The following is a 16,178-nucleotide window of genomic DNA, read 5'->3' on the forward strand; positions in this document are numbered from 1 at the left end:
CCCGGGTCTGCATCTCCTCGCACACATAACGGTCGACCAAGTCGCGAACGGTCTGACGTTCCAGTGGGCGCGTGTCCTCAAACTGTCCGAGTTCCAGCTTGGCGGACGTCGTGTCCAGCCAGCGCCGGGCGAGTTTGGCCGAGGAGAAGGTTTGATGGATCCGCTCTCCGCCTGCAATGCGCTTGCGGGCTCGATATTGGCCTTTGCCACAATATTCCACGCCTGCCGGAAGGGGACGGCCTGTCGCCGGATCAATTTTGGCAGAAGTGATTCGATCTTTCATGGTGAGCCTCGCTTGGGCCCAGCATAGCCTTTTCATGGGCCCAAGGTGGGCCCAAAAGGAGTCAATCATTCCGTGACCAAAACTCTAAGTCATTGAAAAGATTGGCGTCCCGTACGGGATTCGAACCCGTGTTGCCGCCGTGAAAGGGCGGTGTCCTAGGCCTCTAGACGAACGGGACTTGAGGCTGCGTTGGGCTTTGATCTAGAGGTGTTTGAAACTGCCGTCAAGTCGTCTTGTGCAGTTTTTGGAAGAAACATGAGTATGTATGTTCCTTAATGGTTAGAGCGTATTTATCGCGTAAAATTAATAAAAATAAGAATACATTTTATAATATTTAAAATAAAAACAAAAAATTATATTTCATTATATATTGTAATCTATTTTAAATGTATTTTTATGAGTTAGTAAATATAAAATACATTATGGCGATTGAATTTTTCGGTGGTATTTTATTGGGCATTACGCATACGGAGTGATTGCATGGGAGGAAGAGCGCTAATCTTCTCTTTTTTATTTTCCGAACGTTTCATGTTGAAAATTTCTATCGCCCAAAAATTTTTATGTTTATAATGCGAATCATTCCCGACTAAGTTGCGGTGGATCACGGCTGGCGTGCAAGACGCATGCGGGGCTGGGTTTGTTATAGAACAGGGATTACAGGAATGAGCCAATCAGGCCGTTTTGCTTTTCAGAAACAGAAAGTCAGCCTTGCTGTGGCGCTCGGTATGACAACCAGTTTTGGGGCTGGAGAAGCGTTTGCCCAAGACACAACGCCATCAACCAATGAAACGGACAGCTCCATCAAACTGCCTGCGGTGCGGGTGCGCGGTGAGGGCGATGCAGGAGTTGCAGCCGGAAATACGAACAGTTCTACGCTGAATATCTCCCGTATGCCTGCTTCAGTCCGTGATACGCCTCAGACCATTACGGTTGTTCCTCATGAGATCATTAAGGAAGAGCGGGTGTTCACGCTGGATCAGGCGCTGGCAAACGTTCCGGGCATTACGCTTTCCACTGGTGAAGGCAATGGCGGCATGAATGGTGACCAGTTCCGTATTCGTGGGCTACAGGCGCGTCAGGATATGTATACGGATGGCCTTCGGGATTTTGGAACCTACACACGTGATATTTTCAACACGGAGGATGTGCAGGTTATCAAGGGACCGACGGGAGAATATTTTGGCGCTGGTAATGTTGGAGGGGTTATCAATCAGTCCCTGAAACATGCCCATGCTGGAACAGACTATAATTACGATCAGGCTTTTGGTAGCGCCTCGATGTATCGCGGTGCGGGTGATGTTAATTATCAGATCAATGATGATATCGCCTTGCGGATCAATGGAATGTATAACCGCCAAGGTGTCGTGGACCGGAAGCGCACCACGTCCAACCGTTACGGGACTGCTGTTGATCTTGGTGTGGGGTTACACAGTAAGACATCCTGGCATTTGAATTGGCAGTGGTTCAATTCAGACAGCGTGCCTGATTATGGCGTGCCTTTTGTACAGATGGCGGATGGTGTTTACAGACCGATAACCAGCCATGGTCTGGCGCGGGACACCAGTTATGCGCGCAGTTTTGACCGTGACAAGAACAATGTACATACGCTGACATCCTTGTTGAAATCCGAAGTAACCCGCTGGTTTACAATTAGTAATGATACGCGTCTGACAAAATATGACCGTGAGTATGCGGCCACAACACCGGCAGCCTGTAGCTTTGCCAATGGATGCGCACCTTCTTTCTTTGCAGGCGGGAACCCTACGTTTCCTTATGGTGCTGGCGGCGGGGTCGGGTATCGTCAGGATGGATGGGCGGCTCAGAATATTCTTATGGGCACTGCCAAGGTCAAAACCGGGATTGTGTCTCAAGAAATCAAAGCTGGTGTTGATGTTGAATATGCTTATGACAACCGACATTACGGGACATGGGTCAATCGTTCCAATATCCAGACTCTTCGTGACCCGGATTATTCTTATCCTAACACGCGCCTGACTTTTCCTGATACGGGGCAGCGTGTCGCTTCTTCGCGGGATGTGGGGCTGTTTTTATCTGATCGCATAAAAGTTGGAAAATATGTTTCCCTGTTTGGAACAGGGCGGTGGGACTCATTTGTATCGACTTATAATTCAGCGTCTGTAGCTTCCGGTTTGCAAAGTCAGAGAGCGGATCGCTGGAGCCCCTCGGGCAGCATCATGGTGAATCCTTTGGAAACAGTCTCCTTCTATTTCACGTTTGCCCGGTCTTATAAACCGATTGGAACGGATGTGGCGGGGACTGTGACGAACAACGTTAATTCCGCAGATGTGGCCAGCGACACCAAGGATTTCAAGCCGCAGCGGAGTGATCTGTTCGAGTTTGGCAGCAAGGCAGATTTTCTGCATAAACGCTTGGGCGCAACGTTATCATTCTTCCGCATCAATGAGACCAATACATATTATTATGACACGAATGGCGACATTGCGGTGGGACAGGGTGATGCCGGTAGTGGGCGGCGGATTCAAGGTGTTGAACTCAGCCTGACGGGAAAGATTACAAAAGACTGGAACATCTACGGTTCCTATTCTTACCTTGATGGTAAGGTGACGCATAGTACCACGGGCGATAACGGAAAGCAGGCACCTCAGATTTCTCACAACAACTTCTCGTTGTGGACATCTTATGATCTTTCTCGTGCGTTGCTTAATCCGGGTTGGGGGCAGTTGAAGGTGGCTGGTGGCGCGCAGTATGCCTCAGGCTATTGGGCAGGGCCTGCGACAGCACAGCTTTATCGGATGCCCTATATGTTTAATCTGAACGGAATGTTGTCTTGGGAGATGAAGCATTATCGTGTTTCGTTTAACGCCAACAATATTACCAACCGTTTAAATTATGGTTCAGCATTCTCTGGCCGGACAGTACCTTCGGCTGGCAGGACATTTATCGGGAATGTTGGGTTAACCTTCTAATCTGAACGGATCATTTCCCCTTTTGCTTTCGTGGAAAATTTTTCTCGGACGCAAAAGGGGCTTTTCTCAAAATTTATGAGGGCTGAGTGTTGCGGGCGTTCGCCATGAAGTCACTCAAACCTGCATTGATGGCAGTTTGAAAGGCGGCGAGTGTCTCTGTTCCCACATAATGTTCCAGCCCTTCGGCATCAATGCGCGCATTTTCCGGACTGACGCCTAGGGCCAGAAGAAAGGCTTCAACAATCCGGTGGCGTGAGCGTACTTCTTCCGCCAGTTTTCGGCCTGTCTGGGTGAGAAAGATGCCACGGTAAGGTTTTCGCGCCACAAATCCTTCATCTGTCAGGCGGGTCAGCATTTTGGCCACAGTGGGCTGGGAAACGCCCAGACGTTCGGCCAGATCCACCTGCCGTGCTTCTTGGCCTTCATCCAGAAGATCGGCAATGAGTTCCACGTAATCTTCAACCAGAACATTCTGCCTTGCCGCGCGGTTGGCGCGAAATCCTTCCGAATGTGTTTCAGCATCAGGGAGAATGTCGAATGACGTCATAAGGTGGGCAGCCTGCTGGTTAGGGACATGTAGATGCGGATAGATGCCAGCGAAAGACCGTGGGCGCCTATCATTATTCTGTTAAGAATACTTTATTACGCTTGGAATGTCATGACTGAAGAGCAGGAAAAGTGATTTTTAGAGTAAGTTTTGCCACTACTTTTTAATATAGCATGTTGCATATCATGGCACGGTAGGCTCTAGTCTGTAACTATGCCTGACTCCTCTCACCATAGTTGTTCTGCTCCTGATTCCGCCAAGGCTGGCTGGCGTTTTGCCAAGCCGACCGAGGCTGGCAGCAGCAGTCTGCCCGAAGTTTTTGCCAGCGTTCGTCTGCCAGGGGAAAATGCGTCTTGGTTCCGGCGGTTTCTGGCTTTTGTCGGGCCGGGTTATATGGTTTCCGTGGGGTATATGGACCCCGGAAACTGGGCGACGGATCTGCAGGGTGGCGCGCAGTTTGGTTACACGCTGCTATCTGTCATCATGTTGTCCAACCTGATGGCTATTCTGCTTCAGGCGCTTTCTGCCCGCTTGGGAATTGCGACAGGCCGGGATCTTGCGCAGGCCTGCCGGGATCATTTCCCGCCAGCCGTCAACATCCTGCTTTGGCTGGCGTGTGAGCTGGCGATTATTGCATGTGATCTGGCAGAGGTGATTGGCACGGCGGTGGCCCTGCAATTGCTGTTTGGTATCCCCCTGCTTGGGGGCGCTGCCATTTCAGTGCTGGATGCCTTTATTGTTCTGTTTTTGATGAACAAGGGCTTCCGGTATCTGGAGGCCTTCATTATCGGGCTTTTGAGCATCATCGCTCTCTGTTTTGCTGTGCAGGTTGTGGCGGCTGCTCCCCCATTGGCGGGGATCATAAAGGGGTTTCTGCCTTCCCCTGAGATCGTGACCAATAGTCAGATGCTCTATATTGCCATAGGCATTATTGGGGCGACCGTTATGCCGCATAATCTTTATCTGCATTCTTCCATTGTGCAGACGCGTGCGTTTGAACACTCCTCCGAGGGGCGGCGGGAGGCTATTCGGTGGGCAACGTGGGATAGTACCATCGCGCTGATGCTCGCCTTGTTTATCAACGCAGCCATTTTGATTGTTGCGGCGGCGGCCTTTCATACGACCGGGCATCAGGATGTTGCGGAGATTGAGGACGCTTACAGACTTCTATCCCCCATTCTTGGGCTTGGTATTGCCTCCACTCTCTTTGCTGTGGCTCTGCTGGCTGCGGGGACTAATTCCACTATAACCGGCACTCTGGCGGGCCAGATTATTATGGAAGGATTTCTGCGGCTGCGCATTCCCCATTGGGCGCGCCGTTTGCTAACGCGGGGGCTGGCAATTATTCCGGTGATTGTGGTGACCGCTCTTTACGGCAGCAAAGGCGTGGGCGAATTACTGTTGCTCAGCCAGGTTATCCTTTCCATGCAGTTGCCTTTTGCCGTTATTCCGCTGGTTCTGTTTGTGTCTGACCGCAGGAAAATGGGGGAGTTTGTTATCTCCCGCACAAGTGCTGTTCTCTCCTGGGTTGTGGCGGCGGTTATCCTGATCCTTAACTTCAAACTGCTCTACGACACCATTTTCTAGGTTTAACCCGCCTTCGGGCTTTCTTTGCTGAAGAAGTACGTCTCCATGTTCACCACACGATATAGCAAAAGCTATCTTTATAAGCAGGTGCGTTTCCTTGAAAATCATGCAGGTCGCTGCACTAGATCTGGTGCGGGCGCGCGGGCATTACTGTGCTCATGTGTGGCGGTTGGGTTGGGCTGCTTCAGTGGCCCCATTGCCTGTGCGGATACGGATACAGGGGCAGAAAAGGCGCAGATAACCGAAAAACGTGCGCAGGGCGGGCAGTCTGCACCGGCATCGGCAGTTGGCAAAAAACAGAAAGTCGAGCAGTCAAAGGCTCAGAAGGACGCAGAGATACCTACGCGGAAAGAGGCTGCGTCTGGTGAGCAGATTAACGTGGTGGGGCATCTCAACCGTCAGCGAGCTCGTATTTTTCCGGGGCTGGGGGCCGTTGATTACAATATTGACCAGCGCCAGATTGCGTCCACCCCTCAGGGTCAGAATGCGGCCTTTAATCAGATCCTTCTTCGTGTTCCCGGGGTGGTGATGGACAGCTATGGAGAAGTACATGTTCGTGGGGAACATGGAGGTCTGACATACCGGGTTAATGGTGTGTTGTTGCCGGAAGGGTTGAATGGTTTTGGGCAGGAACTGGATACCCGTATCATTCAGTCAGTGGATCTGTTGACCGGCACGCTGCCCGCGCAGTTTGGTTTCCGAACCGCCGGAGTGGTGGACGTCAATACCAAGACAGGGGATAGTCTGAAACATAATCAGGTTTCGCTCTACGGAGGGAGCTACAACACTTTTGTGCCCTCCATCCAGTTGGGAGGGCAAAAGGGGAAACTGGATTATTTCACCACAGTGTCCTTTACGCGTAATAATATCGGGATTGAAAACCCCAGTGACACCTTTCGGCCAATCCATGATGTGACTGAGCAGGAAAAGGCATTTTCCTATCTTTCCTATCATATTGATGACGTGAGCAGGATTTCCCTGCTGACAAGTGCGTCCTATGCAGATTTTGAAATTCCTAATTCATTCAAGACGTTTGACGTCAATAGCCCGGATTATACGACCATCTATGATGTTGCGGGGGTGAATGCACATGACCCGTCCATGCATTGGTCAAATCTGGATGACAGTCAGACGGAACAGAATTATTACGCTGTGCTGTCCTACCAGCGGAGTGCGGACAAGCTGAATTTTCAGGTCTCACCTTATTTCCGATATGGGCGCATTGATTACACGCCGGATCGGGATCGGGACCTGATTTATCAAGGTGTTTCTGAACACGAGGTGAATGATTTTACCACTGGCGGTGTGCAGTTTGATCTGTCTTATGAAATTGCGCGGCATCATACATTACGTGCGGGTATTCTGGGGCAATATACGTCCGAGCGGCTGGATACGAATACACTGGCTTTTCCGGTCGATGAAAATGGAAACCAGACTTCAAATGTGGCAGGCCGTATTATTGATAATACGGGGAACTGGTCTGTTGAGGCTGGCGCTTATATTCAGGATGAATATAAGATTACCAATAACCTGACATTTAACTATGGTATTCGTTATGACCGATTTGCATCCTCTTTTGGAAATGAAGGACAATTGAGCCCGCGCGCAAATATGGTGTGGAAACCCACGCGTACGACAACGTTGCACATTGGTTATTCCCGCTATTTTGCGCCGCCTTCTCCGCAATATGTCTATCCTTCCACATTGGCGAAATTTGTTGGCACCACAAATGCGGCAGCCAATCTGATAAATAACGCGACCAAGGTTGAGAAATCGAATTATGTGGATGGCGGGATTCTTCAGCGCATTACACCTGAATTCCAGATTACGCTGGATGCCTATGCCAAATGGGCTCATGATCTGACCGATCTGGGGCAGTTTGGCCGAGCCGTTATTCTTGCTCCGTTCAGTTATAAACGTGGCCGGGTTTATGGGGCAGAATTCGGTAGTTCATGGCGGCATGGTCCGTGGTCTGTCTTTGGTAATTTTTCGTATGTAAAAACTTCCGCGCGTGACATCAATTCTGCGCAGTATCAGTTTGATCTGGCTGAACTGGCTTACATTAAAAACCACGCTATTCAGCTTGATCATCAAGGGGAATATACGGCAACGGCTGGGGTCTCGTGGAGCACCAAGCACGATATGGCCTATGTCGATTTTGTTTACGGCTACGGTTTGCGGAGTGGGTTTGCGAACCTTGAAAAACAGCCGGAATATGATGTGTTCAATATTGGCTATCAACACACCTTTACAAAAGTTCCCTTTGGCCATGATATCCAGATTCGTGCTGATGTGGTCAATCTGTTTGACAAGCGCTATCAGCTACGAGACGGAAGCGGGGTGGGGATCTATCAGGCACAGTATGGGCAGCGTCGCGGCACCTATTTCTCGGTGGTTTCAGAGTTCTGATAATCGCTTTTTGATGATGTATATGGGGGCGGCGCGGAAGACTGGGGTGTCGGCTCCCAGTGACCCAGCAGGGCTGCTCAGGGCAGCCAAAAATAGGGGATGGGCAATGGAATGCCCCATCCCCTGCTTAACAAAAGGCTTCAGCCTAAAGTTTTAAAACTTTACCGGGACGAAGTCTGTTCATAGAGAGCCGCGACACGTTCCCAGTCCACCAGATCGCTCAGGAAAGCTTCAACGTATTTTGGGCGCATGTTGCGATAATCAATATAATAGGCATGTTCCCACACATCGCATGTCAACAGGGCCGTGTGGCCGTGTGCAAGCGGTGTGTCTGCGTTGGCTGTTTTTGTAATGGTCAGCTTTTCGCCATCATGAACCAGCCAGCCCCAGCCGCTGCCAAACTGAGACACACAGGCCGCTTTGAATTCGGCTTTAAATGCGTCTAGCGAGCCAAAATCTGCAATCAACTGTTTTTCAAGTGCCCCTGGAATGGCACCGCCACCTTTGGCTTTCATGCTCAGCCAGAAAAAGGAGTGGTTCCAATGCTGGCCAGCCTGGTTGAATAAAACTTTCTGGCTTGGGTCCTGCGCTGATTTGCGGATAATTTCTTCCAGATCCAGACCATCAAAGGCACCGCTGGCGGTCAGTTCATTCAGCTTGTCAACATAGGCTTTGTGATGTTTGCCGTGATGATACTCAAGTGTTTCGGCAGACATGTAAGGAGCAAGCGCATCCAGAGCGTATGGCAGCTCAGGTAATTTAAACATGTTTTCCCTAATCCCTTTTTTATTAACCCTCATTTTATGAGGGGCGTTCCGTTACCGGAGCGTCTTCCAGCCGGGTTTGCACCGCGTAGCTGGCAACCTGATAAACCGTGAGCGCCGCTGTACGAGCCTGCGCTATAAGGTTCTGAATGTCCTGTTGATGTGACAATGAGGGTATTGACTGTTCGCTCAACACATTGACGGCGGGGCGGAGTTGCTCAACGCACGCCAGCCGTGCTTGCAGGGGGAGTTCTGGCCGTTGGGCAAGGTGGGTCAACTTGGTGCACGCATAACGCAGAAAATGCGCTGCTTGGTCCGTCTGTTTTTGGGTCTCCAAGCAGTCAGCCAGATTATGACAGGAGATGACAAAGGCCAGTGGCGCAGAAAGGGGAGCACCAGTTTCCTGAAAAATCTGAAGCATCTCCTCTGCCTTGGTCATGGCCTCCGTATATTTTGCGTGTGCGCTCAGAGTGTGCTGCTGAGCGTATGCGGCGTTCGCTTGCTGGGTGAGCATTCGCCATAGGGCTTCAGAGTGAGGCGGCTGGCTAACCTGCTGCATCTTCAAACACTCCGCAAAATAGGATGATCTGCATAAAATAGCATAAACACTAAAATATACAATATGCTATAATTCCATGCATCATGGCATGGGCCCGTAGGGGTATGGTGGTAGGATGTTGGCTAAAGGGGATGCCTCAATCAAGGTTTAAAGGGGTGTTTCCTGTCTCTTCTAAGCCGGGATCGGGGATGAAACTATGAACGGAGGACAGGGGAAGCGGGGGATTCCCAAAGCGCGTAAGCAGAGATTTTATGGTGGGATCTGGTGGTGTCTGTTCGGCGTTTTGCTTGCTCCGTTCGGTGCACAAGCGGGACCTAAGGACACATTTGTAAGAGTCTGCCAGTTTTCTGTAGGGCATCTCGATTTTTGTCAGGTCCCTTATTCCGGGATGGCGGTGGTCAAACAGTCCGGCTCATTACGCCTTTGTTCTATCACGATTGGACGTGTTTCGGTCTGTCAGGGCCCCTATACGGGCCGTGCTCTGGTAAAAACGGATCTGGGTTTTTACGAACAGTGTGACATTACTCTCGGCCAGATACGGTTTTGCCATGGTCCGTATACAGGAAAGGCGGTTCTGCAGCCTGAACCACAGTAACCGCCTTTTGTTCTTTCTGCTCCCTCTAGCCAAGGGGAGGGAGCGAGGGACTATTATTTGCTGGTATCTTCCGCCAGACCACGGGAAGCCAGCATGGGGCCGATGTCTGGATCTTTGCCGTAGAATGCCCGGAACATGGGGCCGTAGTCCTGCGTATGGCCACGAGAGAGGATCATGTCACGGAAGCGTTGACCGTTTTGGCGGGTCAGGCCACCGTGCTTTTCAAACCATGCGAAGGTGTCGTCATCCAGCATTTCTGTCCAGAGATACGCATAGTAGCCTGCGGAATAACCGTTAGCCCAGATATGCAGGAAGTAGCTGGAGCGGTAGCGTGGAGGAACGTTTTCCGTATCCAGCCCCATTTTGGCAAGCGCTGTTTTTTCAAACGTATCCACATCCTGCTTGGGGGCTGTGGCTGTCAGGCTATGCCAGTCCATGTCCAGTTCAGCGGCAGTTACAACTTCACCAAACTTGTAACCTTGGTTGAAAGTTGCCGCTTTTTTCAACTGCGCCACCAGAGTGGCAGGCATGGCAGCCCCCGTCTTGTAGTGGCGGGCGTAGTGGTTCAGCACAGTGGCATCAAGTGCCCAGTGTTCATTGAACTGGGAGGGGAATTCCACAAAGTCTCGTGCGACGGATGTACCGGATACAATCGGGTAGGTCTGGTTGGCAAACAGCCCATGCAGCGCATGCCCGAATTCATGGAACATGGTTGTGACATCATCAAACGAGATAAGGGCCGGTTGGCCTGCAGCGGGTTTTGCAAAGTTGGCGACGTTATAGACAACAGGCTTTGTACCCAGAAGAGTGGATTGCCCCACAAAATTGGACATCCAGGCGCCACCGTTTTTATTGTCACGCTGGAAGTAATCAAAATAGATTAGCCCGAGTGCCGAACCATCTTTGTCAAAAACTTCAAAAACCATCACATCAGGGTTATAGACTGGAATATCTGTGCGGCGTTTGAACGTTATGCCGTATAGGCGGTTGGCAGCAAAGAAAACACCATCCTGCAGAACAGTATTCAGCTCAAAATACGGTTTAACCTGATTTTCATCAAAGTTGAATTTTTCCTTGCGAAGCTGGTCTGCATAGTAAGACCAATCCCAAGGCTTGAGCTGGAAGGAGGAAGCGCCGTTTTTTGTGCTTCTGTTGATCAGGTTTTGCAGGTCACTCACTTCCCGTTTCTGCTCTGCCGCGAGAGCGGGAACAATTTGAGAAATGAAGCTGTGAACAGCTTCTGGTGTTTTGGCCATTTGGTCAAAAAGGACATAGCTGGCGTAGTTCTTATAACCGAACAGAGCCGCCTTTTGCGCCCGTAATTGCGCCAGTGTGGCAATGGTCTCGCGGGTATCGTTCTCGCCGCCTTTTTCCGCGCGGGTCCAGGACTGTTCAAACAGTGCCTGGCGTGTTTCCCGGTCCGTCAGGGCTGCCAGTTGCGGCTGCTGGGTGGTGTTCTGCAAGGGCAGAAGCCATTTGTCCGTCAGCTTGCGGTCTTTGGCGGCGTTTAGAGCATTGGTGATGGCAGCATCATCAAGCCCGGCAAGCTTGTTTTTGTCAGGAACCACCAGAGCCGCAGCTTTGGTGGCTGCCAGAAGCTTTTGCTGAAACAGTGTTTCCAGCTTGGAAAGCCGGGTGTTCAGATCACGGAGCGTCGCTTTGTCTGCATCGGAAAGCTGCGCGCCTGCGTGGATGAAGGCCTGATAATAGACATCCAGCACCTGCTTCTGCTCGGCATTCAGGCTTAGGGCGTCCTGACGTGCGTGCAGATACTGCACACGTGCGAACAGTTTGGGGTTCAGATAGATGCTGTCCTCATGCGCGGAGAGTTTGGGGCCGATAATCTCCTGCACTTTGTCCAGAGTTGGATTCGTGTTGGCGGAGTACACCCCACTGAAGGCTTCGTTCACCCGATCCAGCAGACGGCCGGAGCGTTCCATGGCCACAATGGTGTTGTCAAAGCTTGCGGCTTCCGGGTTGCTGGCAATGCGGTTTATTTCGTCCGCCTGTTCAGCCATGCCCTGTTCAAATGCAGGCTGGTAATCTGAATCCTTGATCAGATTAAAGGGGGGGGCATGGTAGGGCAGCGTGCTTTCCGCAGCGAACGGATTGGAGTCTGGCAGGGGGGCGGCGGTCGCGGTAAAAGCCCACCCGGTAAGGCAGGTGGCGGCTGTCATGGCGAGCAGCCAGGGACGGCGGATCATTCTGAATCTCCTAGAGGTCCGGACCCTTGGTAATCCGGTATAACTTTGTCATTCCAAGGTTATGGTTCCTTCCGGTTATGGGGCAGAAACCGGGGTGTCAAGGCAAGCCTGTGTCTTTTATGATACAGATGGAAAAGACAAACAGGCAGAGTGCTTTTTCTGCTCGCAAAAGGCACAAAAACTGAATAAAGACGCTTCGCGCAGTCTATATTCATATTTCGGTTTCCTAATGAGGTATGAATTGAGCGCATGAATTCCCTATAGTTATGCGTTTTTCTGCCAGAAACTGTGTCAAAAATGCAGCATTTCTTGAGCAAAATATTGCACACCCGGAATTTTGGGATCGACCAATCGAAAAATAGGCTCTTAATAAAGGCACCGCTTTTTTAAAAAAGCATTTAACCTTGGTTTCGGGACTATTTTGAATGATACAAGGACATCGTAGGAAGAAGGGGACCTCACTTTCCTTCTCTTTGCTCTACGTCTTGCCTGTTCTGGCGATTAGCACTCCGGCTTTGATAAGCGTTGCAAAAGCTCAAACAAACGCAGAAGTTGCTCCCAAAGCATCTGCTAAAACAAGCAAGGCGAAGAAAGCTCACGCTAAAACTGCTACAAAGGCAGTATCTCAGCCTGCCACGGCCGCTTCTACCACTACATCCGCTACTGTGACGCCTGCTGCATCTGCAACGCAGAGCCAGGCGACTTCCACGGACCAGGATTCCGTAGCGTCAAAAGTTATGAAGCAGGCTTCTGATTCCAGTGCCGGAACGGAATCGAATACAGAAAACGTGACGGTTACGGGTTCGCGTCTGTTGCAGAACCGTCTGACCAACACGATGGCAACCATGGATCTGGATGCAGAGCAGATCCAGAAGCGGGGTTATACCAACATCGGCTTAGCGCTGATGCGGGAAAATCCAAACTATTCTGTGCCAGACAACAGCCCGATCGGAGCTCAGCAGGGGGATTTTGGTGCAGGTCAGACCTATGGCGATCTGTTGGGGCTCGGTGCTCAACGTACCCTAACACTGGTTAATGGGCGTCGTTTCGTATCTTCTGCTACCTCTTCTATCTTTGGGGTTGTTGCTGGCTCGCCTGTGGATATTGGCAATATCCCGACTCTCCTGATTAAAAAAGTAGAAACGGTTGTGGGTTCCGGCGGCCCGGTTTATGGCTCTGATGCTATTGCCGGTGTGCAGAACTTTGTTCTGGATGACGACTATCAGGGCGTAAAGTTCGATGGTCAGACTGGCTTCAGTCAGCGGCAGGATGCCATCAATTATCGGCTGGCTGGCAAGGTTGGTCGCCATTTTGATCATGACCGTGGCACCATTGTATTCGATACGGAATACAATCAGGTATTTGGTATGACCAATGCTGACCGCGCCAACTGGGTCGGTGCAGGCGATGATCGTCGGCAGTACGTGCGTAACGAGGCTGGCAGCGGTTATGAACTGTCGCATGGTGGGCGGTATTATCTACCATTCACCACGGCAGGTGTGCCGTCTATGTCTGGCGCTTATTATGATCTGCCTAATGAATATGGGCAGAACGCGGGAACGGCTATCACCAATGCAGCGGGGCAGCCGCTGGTGTTTAGCCAGGATGGTAAGTCTCTGGTGCCATTGAGTTATGGAAAACCTACTGGCGATGGCCTGACCGCAACTGGCAAAAAAGCAAATAACAATGGTTTCCCGATCAGCAATTACAATAATCTGATTACCAACCAGCAGCGTCTTAACCTGACCCTGTTGGGGCACTACGATATTACCGATCATCTTCGCGCTTCTTTTGAAGGGTGGTATGTTCGGTCTTCAGCGTCTAATATGGCGAACCAGCCTTATTATAACACGCAGATGTTCGGCGATGCCATGACCGATAGGTATAATGGCAATGGTGCATTGCCTCTCAGTACCAACAATCCTTATCTGACATCCGCTGAACGGGCGACTATTATCAATAATCTGCAAGCAGCGGGTCTTCCTACGGATCAGTTCTACCTTGCGCGTGCAAACACGGATTATTACACTGGTAAATATACAACCAACACAAACCTGTTCCGGTTTGTTGGTGGTTTACAGGGGGATTTCCATTTTGCTGGCCGCAAGTTCGAATGGAAAGGAAGTGCTGAATATGGGCAGTACCGTTCCAGCACGGAACAGCGGGAAATTCTGACCCAGAATTATATAAATGCTATTAATGCGGTACCAGATGGGGCGGGGAATATTGTGTGCGCTTCTGGCTATACCAGTGCCGCGTATCCTTCTCTTAATTCAACGTGTTCGCCTATTAATCCTTTTGGTGTGAACCAGTCCAATAAAGCTGGTGCTGATTATATTCAGACAGATGCACGTACCAAATCCATCAACCAGCAATGGGATTTCAACGCGGATGTTCGAAGCACGGTGGTGAAGCTTCCTGCTGGGCAATGGACATATGATATTGGGTATGAGCACCGTTATGAAGGTATGAATTTTAATCCCGGTAATTTCTACCGTGGAGAGTTGATGTCTGACGGTTCATATCAGCAATACGGTAATACCCTGCCGCTGACAAATGTGGGTGGTGCGTACCATACAAACGAAGTCTATGGCGAAACCATGATTCCGCTTGTATCTCCGCAAATGAATATTCCGGGTGTGTATGCGCTAACTGCAACAGGTTCTGGCCGTTATGTGAACAACAGTGCGACGGGCGGTTTCTGGGCTTATTCAGGTGGTGGTAGTTATGCGCCGGTACGGGATATTGTATTCCACGGTAATTATACAACATCTTTCCGTGCACCTGCCATTACTGAGCTTTATTCTCCTGAAGCGACCGTTTTTAATCAAGGGACTGATCCTTGTGACATGACGGCCATCAATTCTGGCCCGCATCCTGATATTCGGTTGGCCAATTGTCGTAAAGCGGGTGTTCCTGCAAATTTCCAGTCTAATTATAACAAATTTACAATTAAAGGTCTGAATGGTGGTAATAAGAACCTTCAGAATGAAGAATCAACCCAGTTTACCGGAGGGGCGTCTTTTCAACCACGGTGGGTACGCGGGCTGACCATTGGCGCAGATTTCTACGATGTGCGGGTGAAAAACGAGGTCGCATCCTTGGGTATGGATGATATTCTTGCCGCATGTTATGATTCTGCCTCTTATCCCAATAACCAGTATTGCCATTCCTTTTCCCGCGATTCAAATAGCCAGCTTAGTGAGGGGTTCCATACCGGGTATTATAACATCGGAACCGAGCACTACCGGGGATTACAGGCGCATCTGTCTTATTATTTGCCTTTGAGCAGGCTGGGTCTTTCTGAAGATGATGGCGCTTTACAGACAACCGTAAACTATAAGCATGGCTTCATTCATAATGGTTCCATTCTGACCAGTCAGTACGACTATCTGGGTACGTCAAGCGATCTGCGTGACAACTTTACGGCCAACTTCAACTATATGCGTGGCCCGTTGTTCGTTCAGTGGCAGATGATGTACTACGGGAAAGCGAAATATATGCTTCAGGTTGCTGATGGCGTCTATCCGAACAACACCATGAAGCAGTATTTCATGTTCAACACGACCATTGGCTACACATTTGCCAAGCATTACAACGTGAGCTTTGTGATGAACAACGTGTTTGATGCTAAACCCCAGTATCCGTACCAGGGCAGCACCAACCGTTATTGGGATGCCATTATTGGCCGGAACTTCCAGGTTCAGGCTGGCGTGGAGTTCTAAGAAAACAGGTCAGGATGCATTGGCATCCTGAAACCTGCGGAGTGCAGAAAGGCCATCCTTTTGGGGATGGCCTTTTTTTGTGGGAGTTTTTTAAAGCCCGAGCAGTGTCAGCTCTTTTTGCAGATGTGGGGGGAGGGTTGATATCTGGGTGGTGGTGAGGTCTTTAGGGGCGTCTTTGGTTTCCAGATACCGCCACCCCTGAAAGGGGCGTAGAGCGCGGGGCTCTACGCGAATGATTTCTGGAGAGAGCAGGAAGATCGTGCCCTGAGTGCCGTCGGGCCGTGTTTCGGTCTGAATATCCAGCACGCGTTGGCGGCATTGGATCAGGCCGCTGATAACCCTGTATAGTGATCCACCTTCAAGAATGTCAGCCGCCCGGCGAGGGTAAGAGCGGGTATGAACGACTGGCAGAGCGCCGTGCTCCTGATGGAGGCGGCTGTTGAGCGGCATTTTCTGCCGCTCCATCAATTCTTCCAGAGAACTGACACCTACAACAAGTTTGATCAGGTTGAGCATGGTCTTAGTCTAGAACAAACCGGGACCAAGGAACATTCCGA

The 16,178-nt window shown here is 50.5% G+C and carries 9 protein-coding genes, 1 tRNA gene and 1 pseudogene; 4 read left to right on the top strand and 7 right to left on the bottom strand.

Annotation, left to right across the window (positions count from 1 at the left end; all coding sequences use genetic code 11):
* Both AD944_RS14860 and AD944_RS14865 read right to left on the bottom strand, forming a co-directional pair.
* Positions 1–283: pseudogene (locus AD944_RS14860) on the bottom strand (site-specific integrase); the annotation flags it as partial.
* A gap of 102 nt (positions 284–385) precedes the next feature.
* A tRNA-Glu gene (locus AD944_RS14865) sits at positions 386–461 on the bottom strand.
* 484 nt (positions 462–945) lie between these two features.
* On the opposite strand from AD944_RS14865, the gene AD944_RS14870 reads away from it, so the two are divergent.
* Positions 946–3,231, top strand: a complete 2,286-nt coding sequence (locus tag AD944_RS14870) for a TonB-dependent receptor (RefSeq protein ID WP_045542913.1) — start codon at positions 946–948, stop codon at positions 3,229–3,231.
* Between the two features lie 73 nt (positions 3,232–3,304).
* Here AD944_RS14870 and mntR read toward each other — a convergent pair whose 3' ends face one another.
* Positions 3,305–3,778 carry a manganese-binding transcriptional regulator MntR gene (mntR, locus tag AD944_RS14875; RefSeq protein WP_035381226.1) on the bottom strand — a complete coding sequence of 158 codons (474 nt, stop codon included), beginning with the start codon at positions 3,776–3,778 and terminating at the stop codon, positions 3,305–3,307.
* 213 nt (positions 3,779–3,991) lie between these two features.
* Here mntR and AD944_RS14880 point away from each other — a divergent pair, with 213 nt between their 5' ends.
* Both AD944_RS14880 and AD944_RS14885 read left to right on the top strand, forming a co-directional pair.
* The gene (locus AD944_RS14880; RefSeq protein WP_045542914.1) at positions 3,992–5,365 is read left to right on the top strand and encodes an Nramp family divalent metal transporter; all 1,374 of its coding nucleotides are present in this window, start codon (positions 3,992–3,994) and stop codon (positions 5,363–5,365) included.
* A 45-nt stretch (positions 5,366–5,410) separates the two neighbouring features.
* A complete protein-coding gene (locus AD944_RS14885) occupies positions 5,411–7,774 on the top strand; it encodes a TonB-dependent receptor (RefSeq protein ID WP_236709257.1) in 2,364 nt (787 codons plus the stop codon).
* A 161-nt stretch (positions 7,775–7,935) separates the two neighbouring features.
* Here the strand turns inward: AD944_RS14885 and AD944_RS14890 are convergent, their stop codons facing one another.
* From AD944_RS14890 to AD944_RS14905, 3 genes are all read right to left on the bottom strand, one after another.
* Entirely contained in the window at positions 7,936–8,541 is a 606-nt protein-coding gene (locus tag AD944_RS14890; protein ID WP_045542915.1) for a superoxide dismutase, read from the bottom strand.
* 34 nt (positions 8,542–8,575) lie between these two features.
* A complete protein-coding gene (locus tag AD944_RS14895; RefSeq protein WP_086641331.1) occupies positions 8,576–8,977 on the bottom strand; it encodes a hypothetical protein in 402 nt (133 codons plus the stop codon).
* A gap of 768 nt (positions 8,978–9,745) precedes the next feature.
* Positions 9,746–11,896 carry a M3 family metallopeptidase gene (locus AD944_RS14905; RefSeq protein ID WP_045542918.1) on the bottom strand — a complete coding sequence of 717 codons (2,151 nt, stop codon included), beginning with the start codon at positions 11,894–11,896 and terminating at the stop codon, positions 9,746–9,748.
* A 737-nt stretch (positions 11,897–12,633) separates the two neighbouring features.
* On the opposite strand from AD944_RS14905, the gene AD944_RS14910 reads away from it, so the two are divergent.
* Positions 12,634–15,621 carry a TonB-dependent receptor gene (locus AD944_RS14910; protein ID WP_169794927.1) on the top strand — a complete coding sequence of 996 codons (2,988 nt, stop codon included), beginning with the start codon at positions 12,634–12,636 and terminating at the stop codon, positions 15,619–15,621.
* A 90-nt stretch (positions 15,622–15,711) separates the two neighbouring features.
* On the opposite strand, the gene AD944_RS14915 is transcribed toward AD944_RS14910, so the two are convergent.
* Entirely contained in the window at positions 15,712–16,137 is a 426-nt protein-coding gene (locus tag AD944_RS14915) for a DUF1489 family protein (RefSeq protein ID WP_035377833.1), read from the bottom strand.
* Positions 16,138–16,178 lie beyond the last annotated feature (41 nt).

Source organism: Acetobacter tropicalis (assembly GCF_001580915.1).
GTDB classification, from domain to species: domain Bacteria; phylum Pseudomonadota; class Alphaproteobacteria; order Acetobacterales; family Acetobacteraceae; genus Acetobacter; species Acetobacter tropicalis.

What these genes read in the sequence shown, in the direction of transcription:
- AD944_RS14870 (WP_045542913.1), top strand. Translation starts at nt 946, where the DNA reads ATGAGCCAATCAGGCCGTTTTGCTTTTCAGAAACAGAAAGTCAGCCTT.
- mntR (WP_035381226.1), bottom strand. Translation starts at nt 3,778, where the DNA reads ATGACGTCATTCGACATTCTCCCTGATGCTGAAACACATTCGGAAGGA.
- AD944_RS14880 (WP_045542914.1), top strand. Translation starts at nt 3,992, where the DNA reads ATGCCTGACTCCTCTCACCATAGTTGTTCTGCTCCTGATTCCGCCAAG.
- AD944_RS14885 (WP_236709257.1), top strand. Translation starts at nt 5,411, where the DNA reads ATGTTCACCACACGATATAGCAAAAGCTATCTTTATAAGCAGGTGCGT.
- AD944_RS14890 (WP_045542915.1), bottom strand. Translation starts at nt 8,541, where the DNA reads ATGTTTAAATTACCTGAGCTGCCATACGCTCTGGATGCGCTTGCTCCT.
- AD944_RS14895 (WP_086641331.1), bottom strand. Translation starts at nt 8,977, where the DNA reads ATGACCAAGGCAGAGGAGATGCTTCAGATTTTTCAGGAAACTGGTGCT.
- AD944_RS14905 (WP_045542918.1), bottom strand. Translation starts at nt 11,896, where the DNA reads ATGATCCGCCGTCCCTGGCTGCTCGCCATGACAGCCGCCACCTGCCTT.
- AD944_RS14910 (WP_169794927.1), top strand. Translation starts at nt 12,634, where the DNA reads ATGAAGCAGGCTTCTGATTCCAGTGCCGGAACGGAATCGAATACAGAA.
- AD944_RS14915 (WP_035377833.1), bottom strand. Translation starts at nt 16,137, where the DNA reads ATGCTCAACCTGATCAAACTTGTTGTAGGTGTCAGTTCTCTGGAAGAA.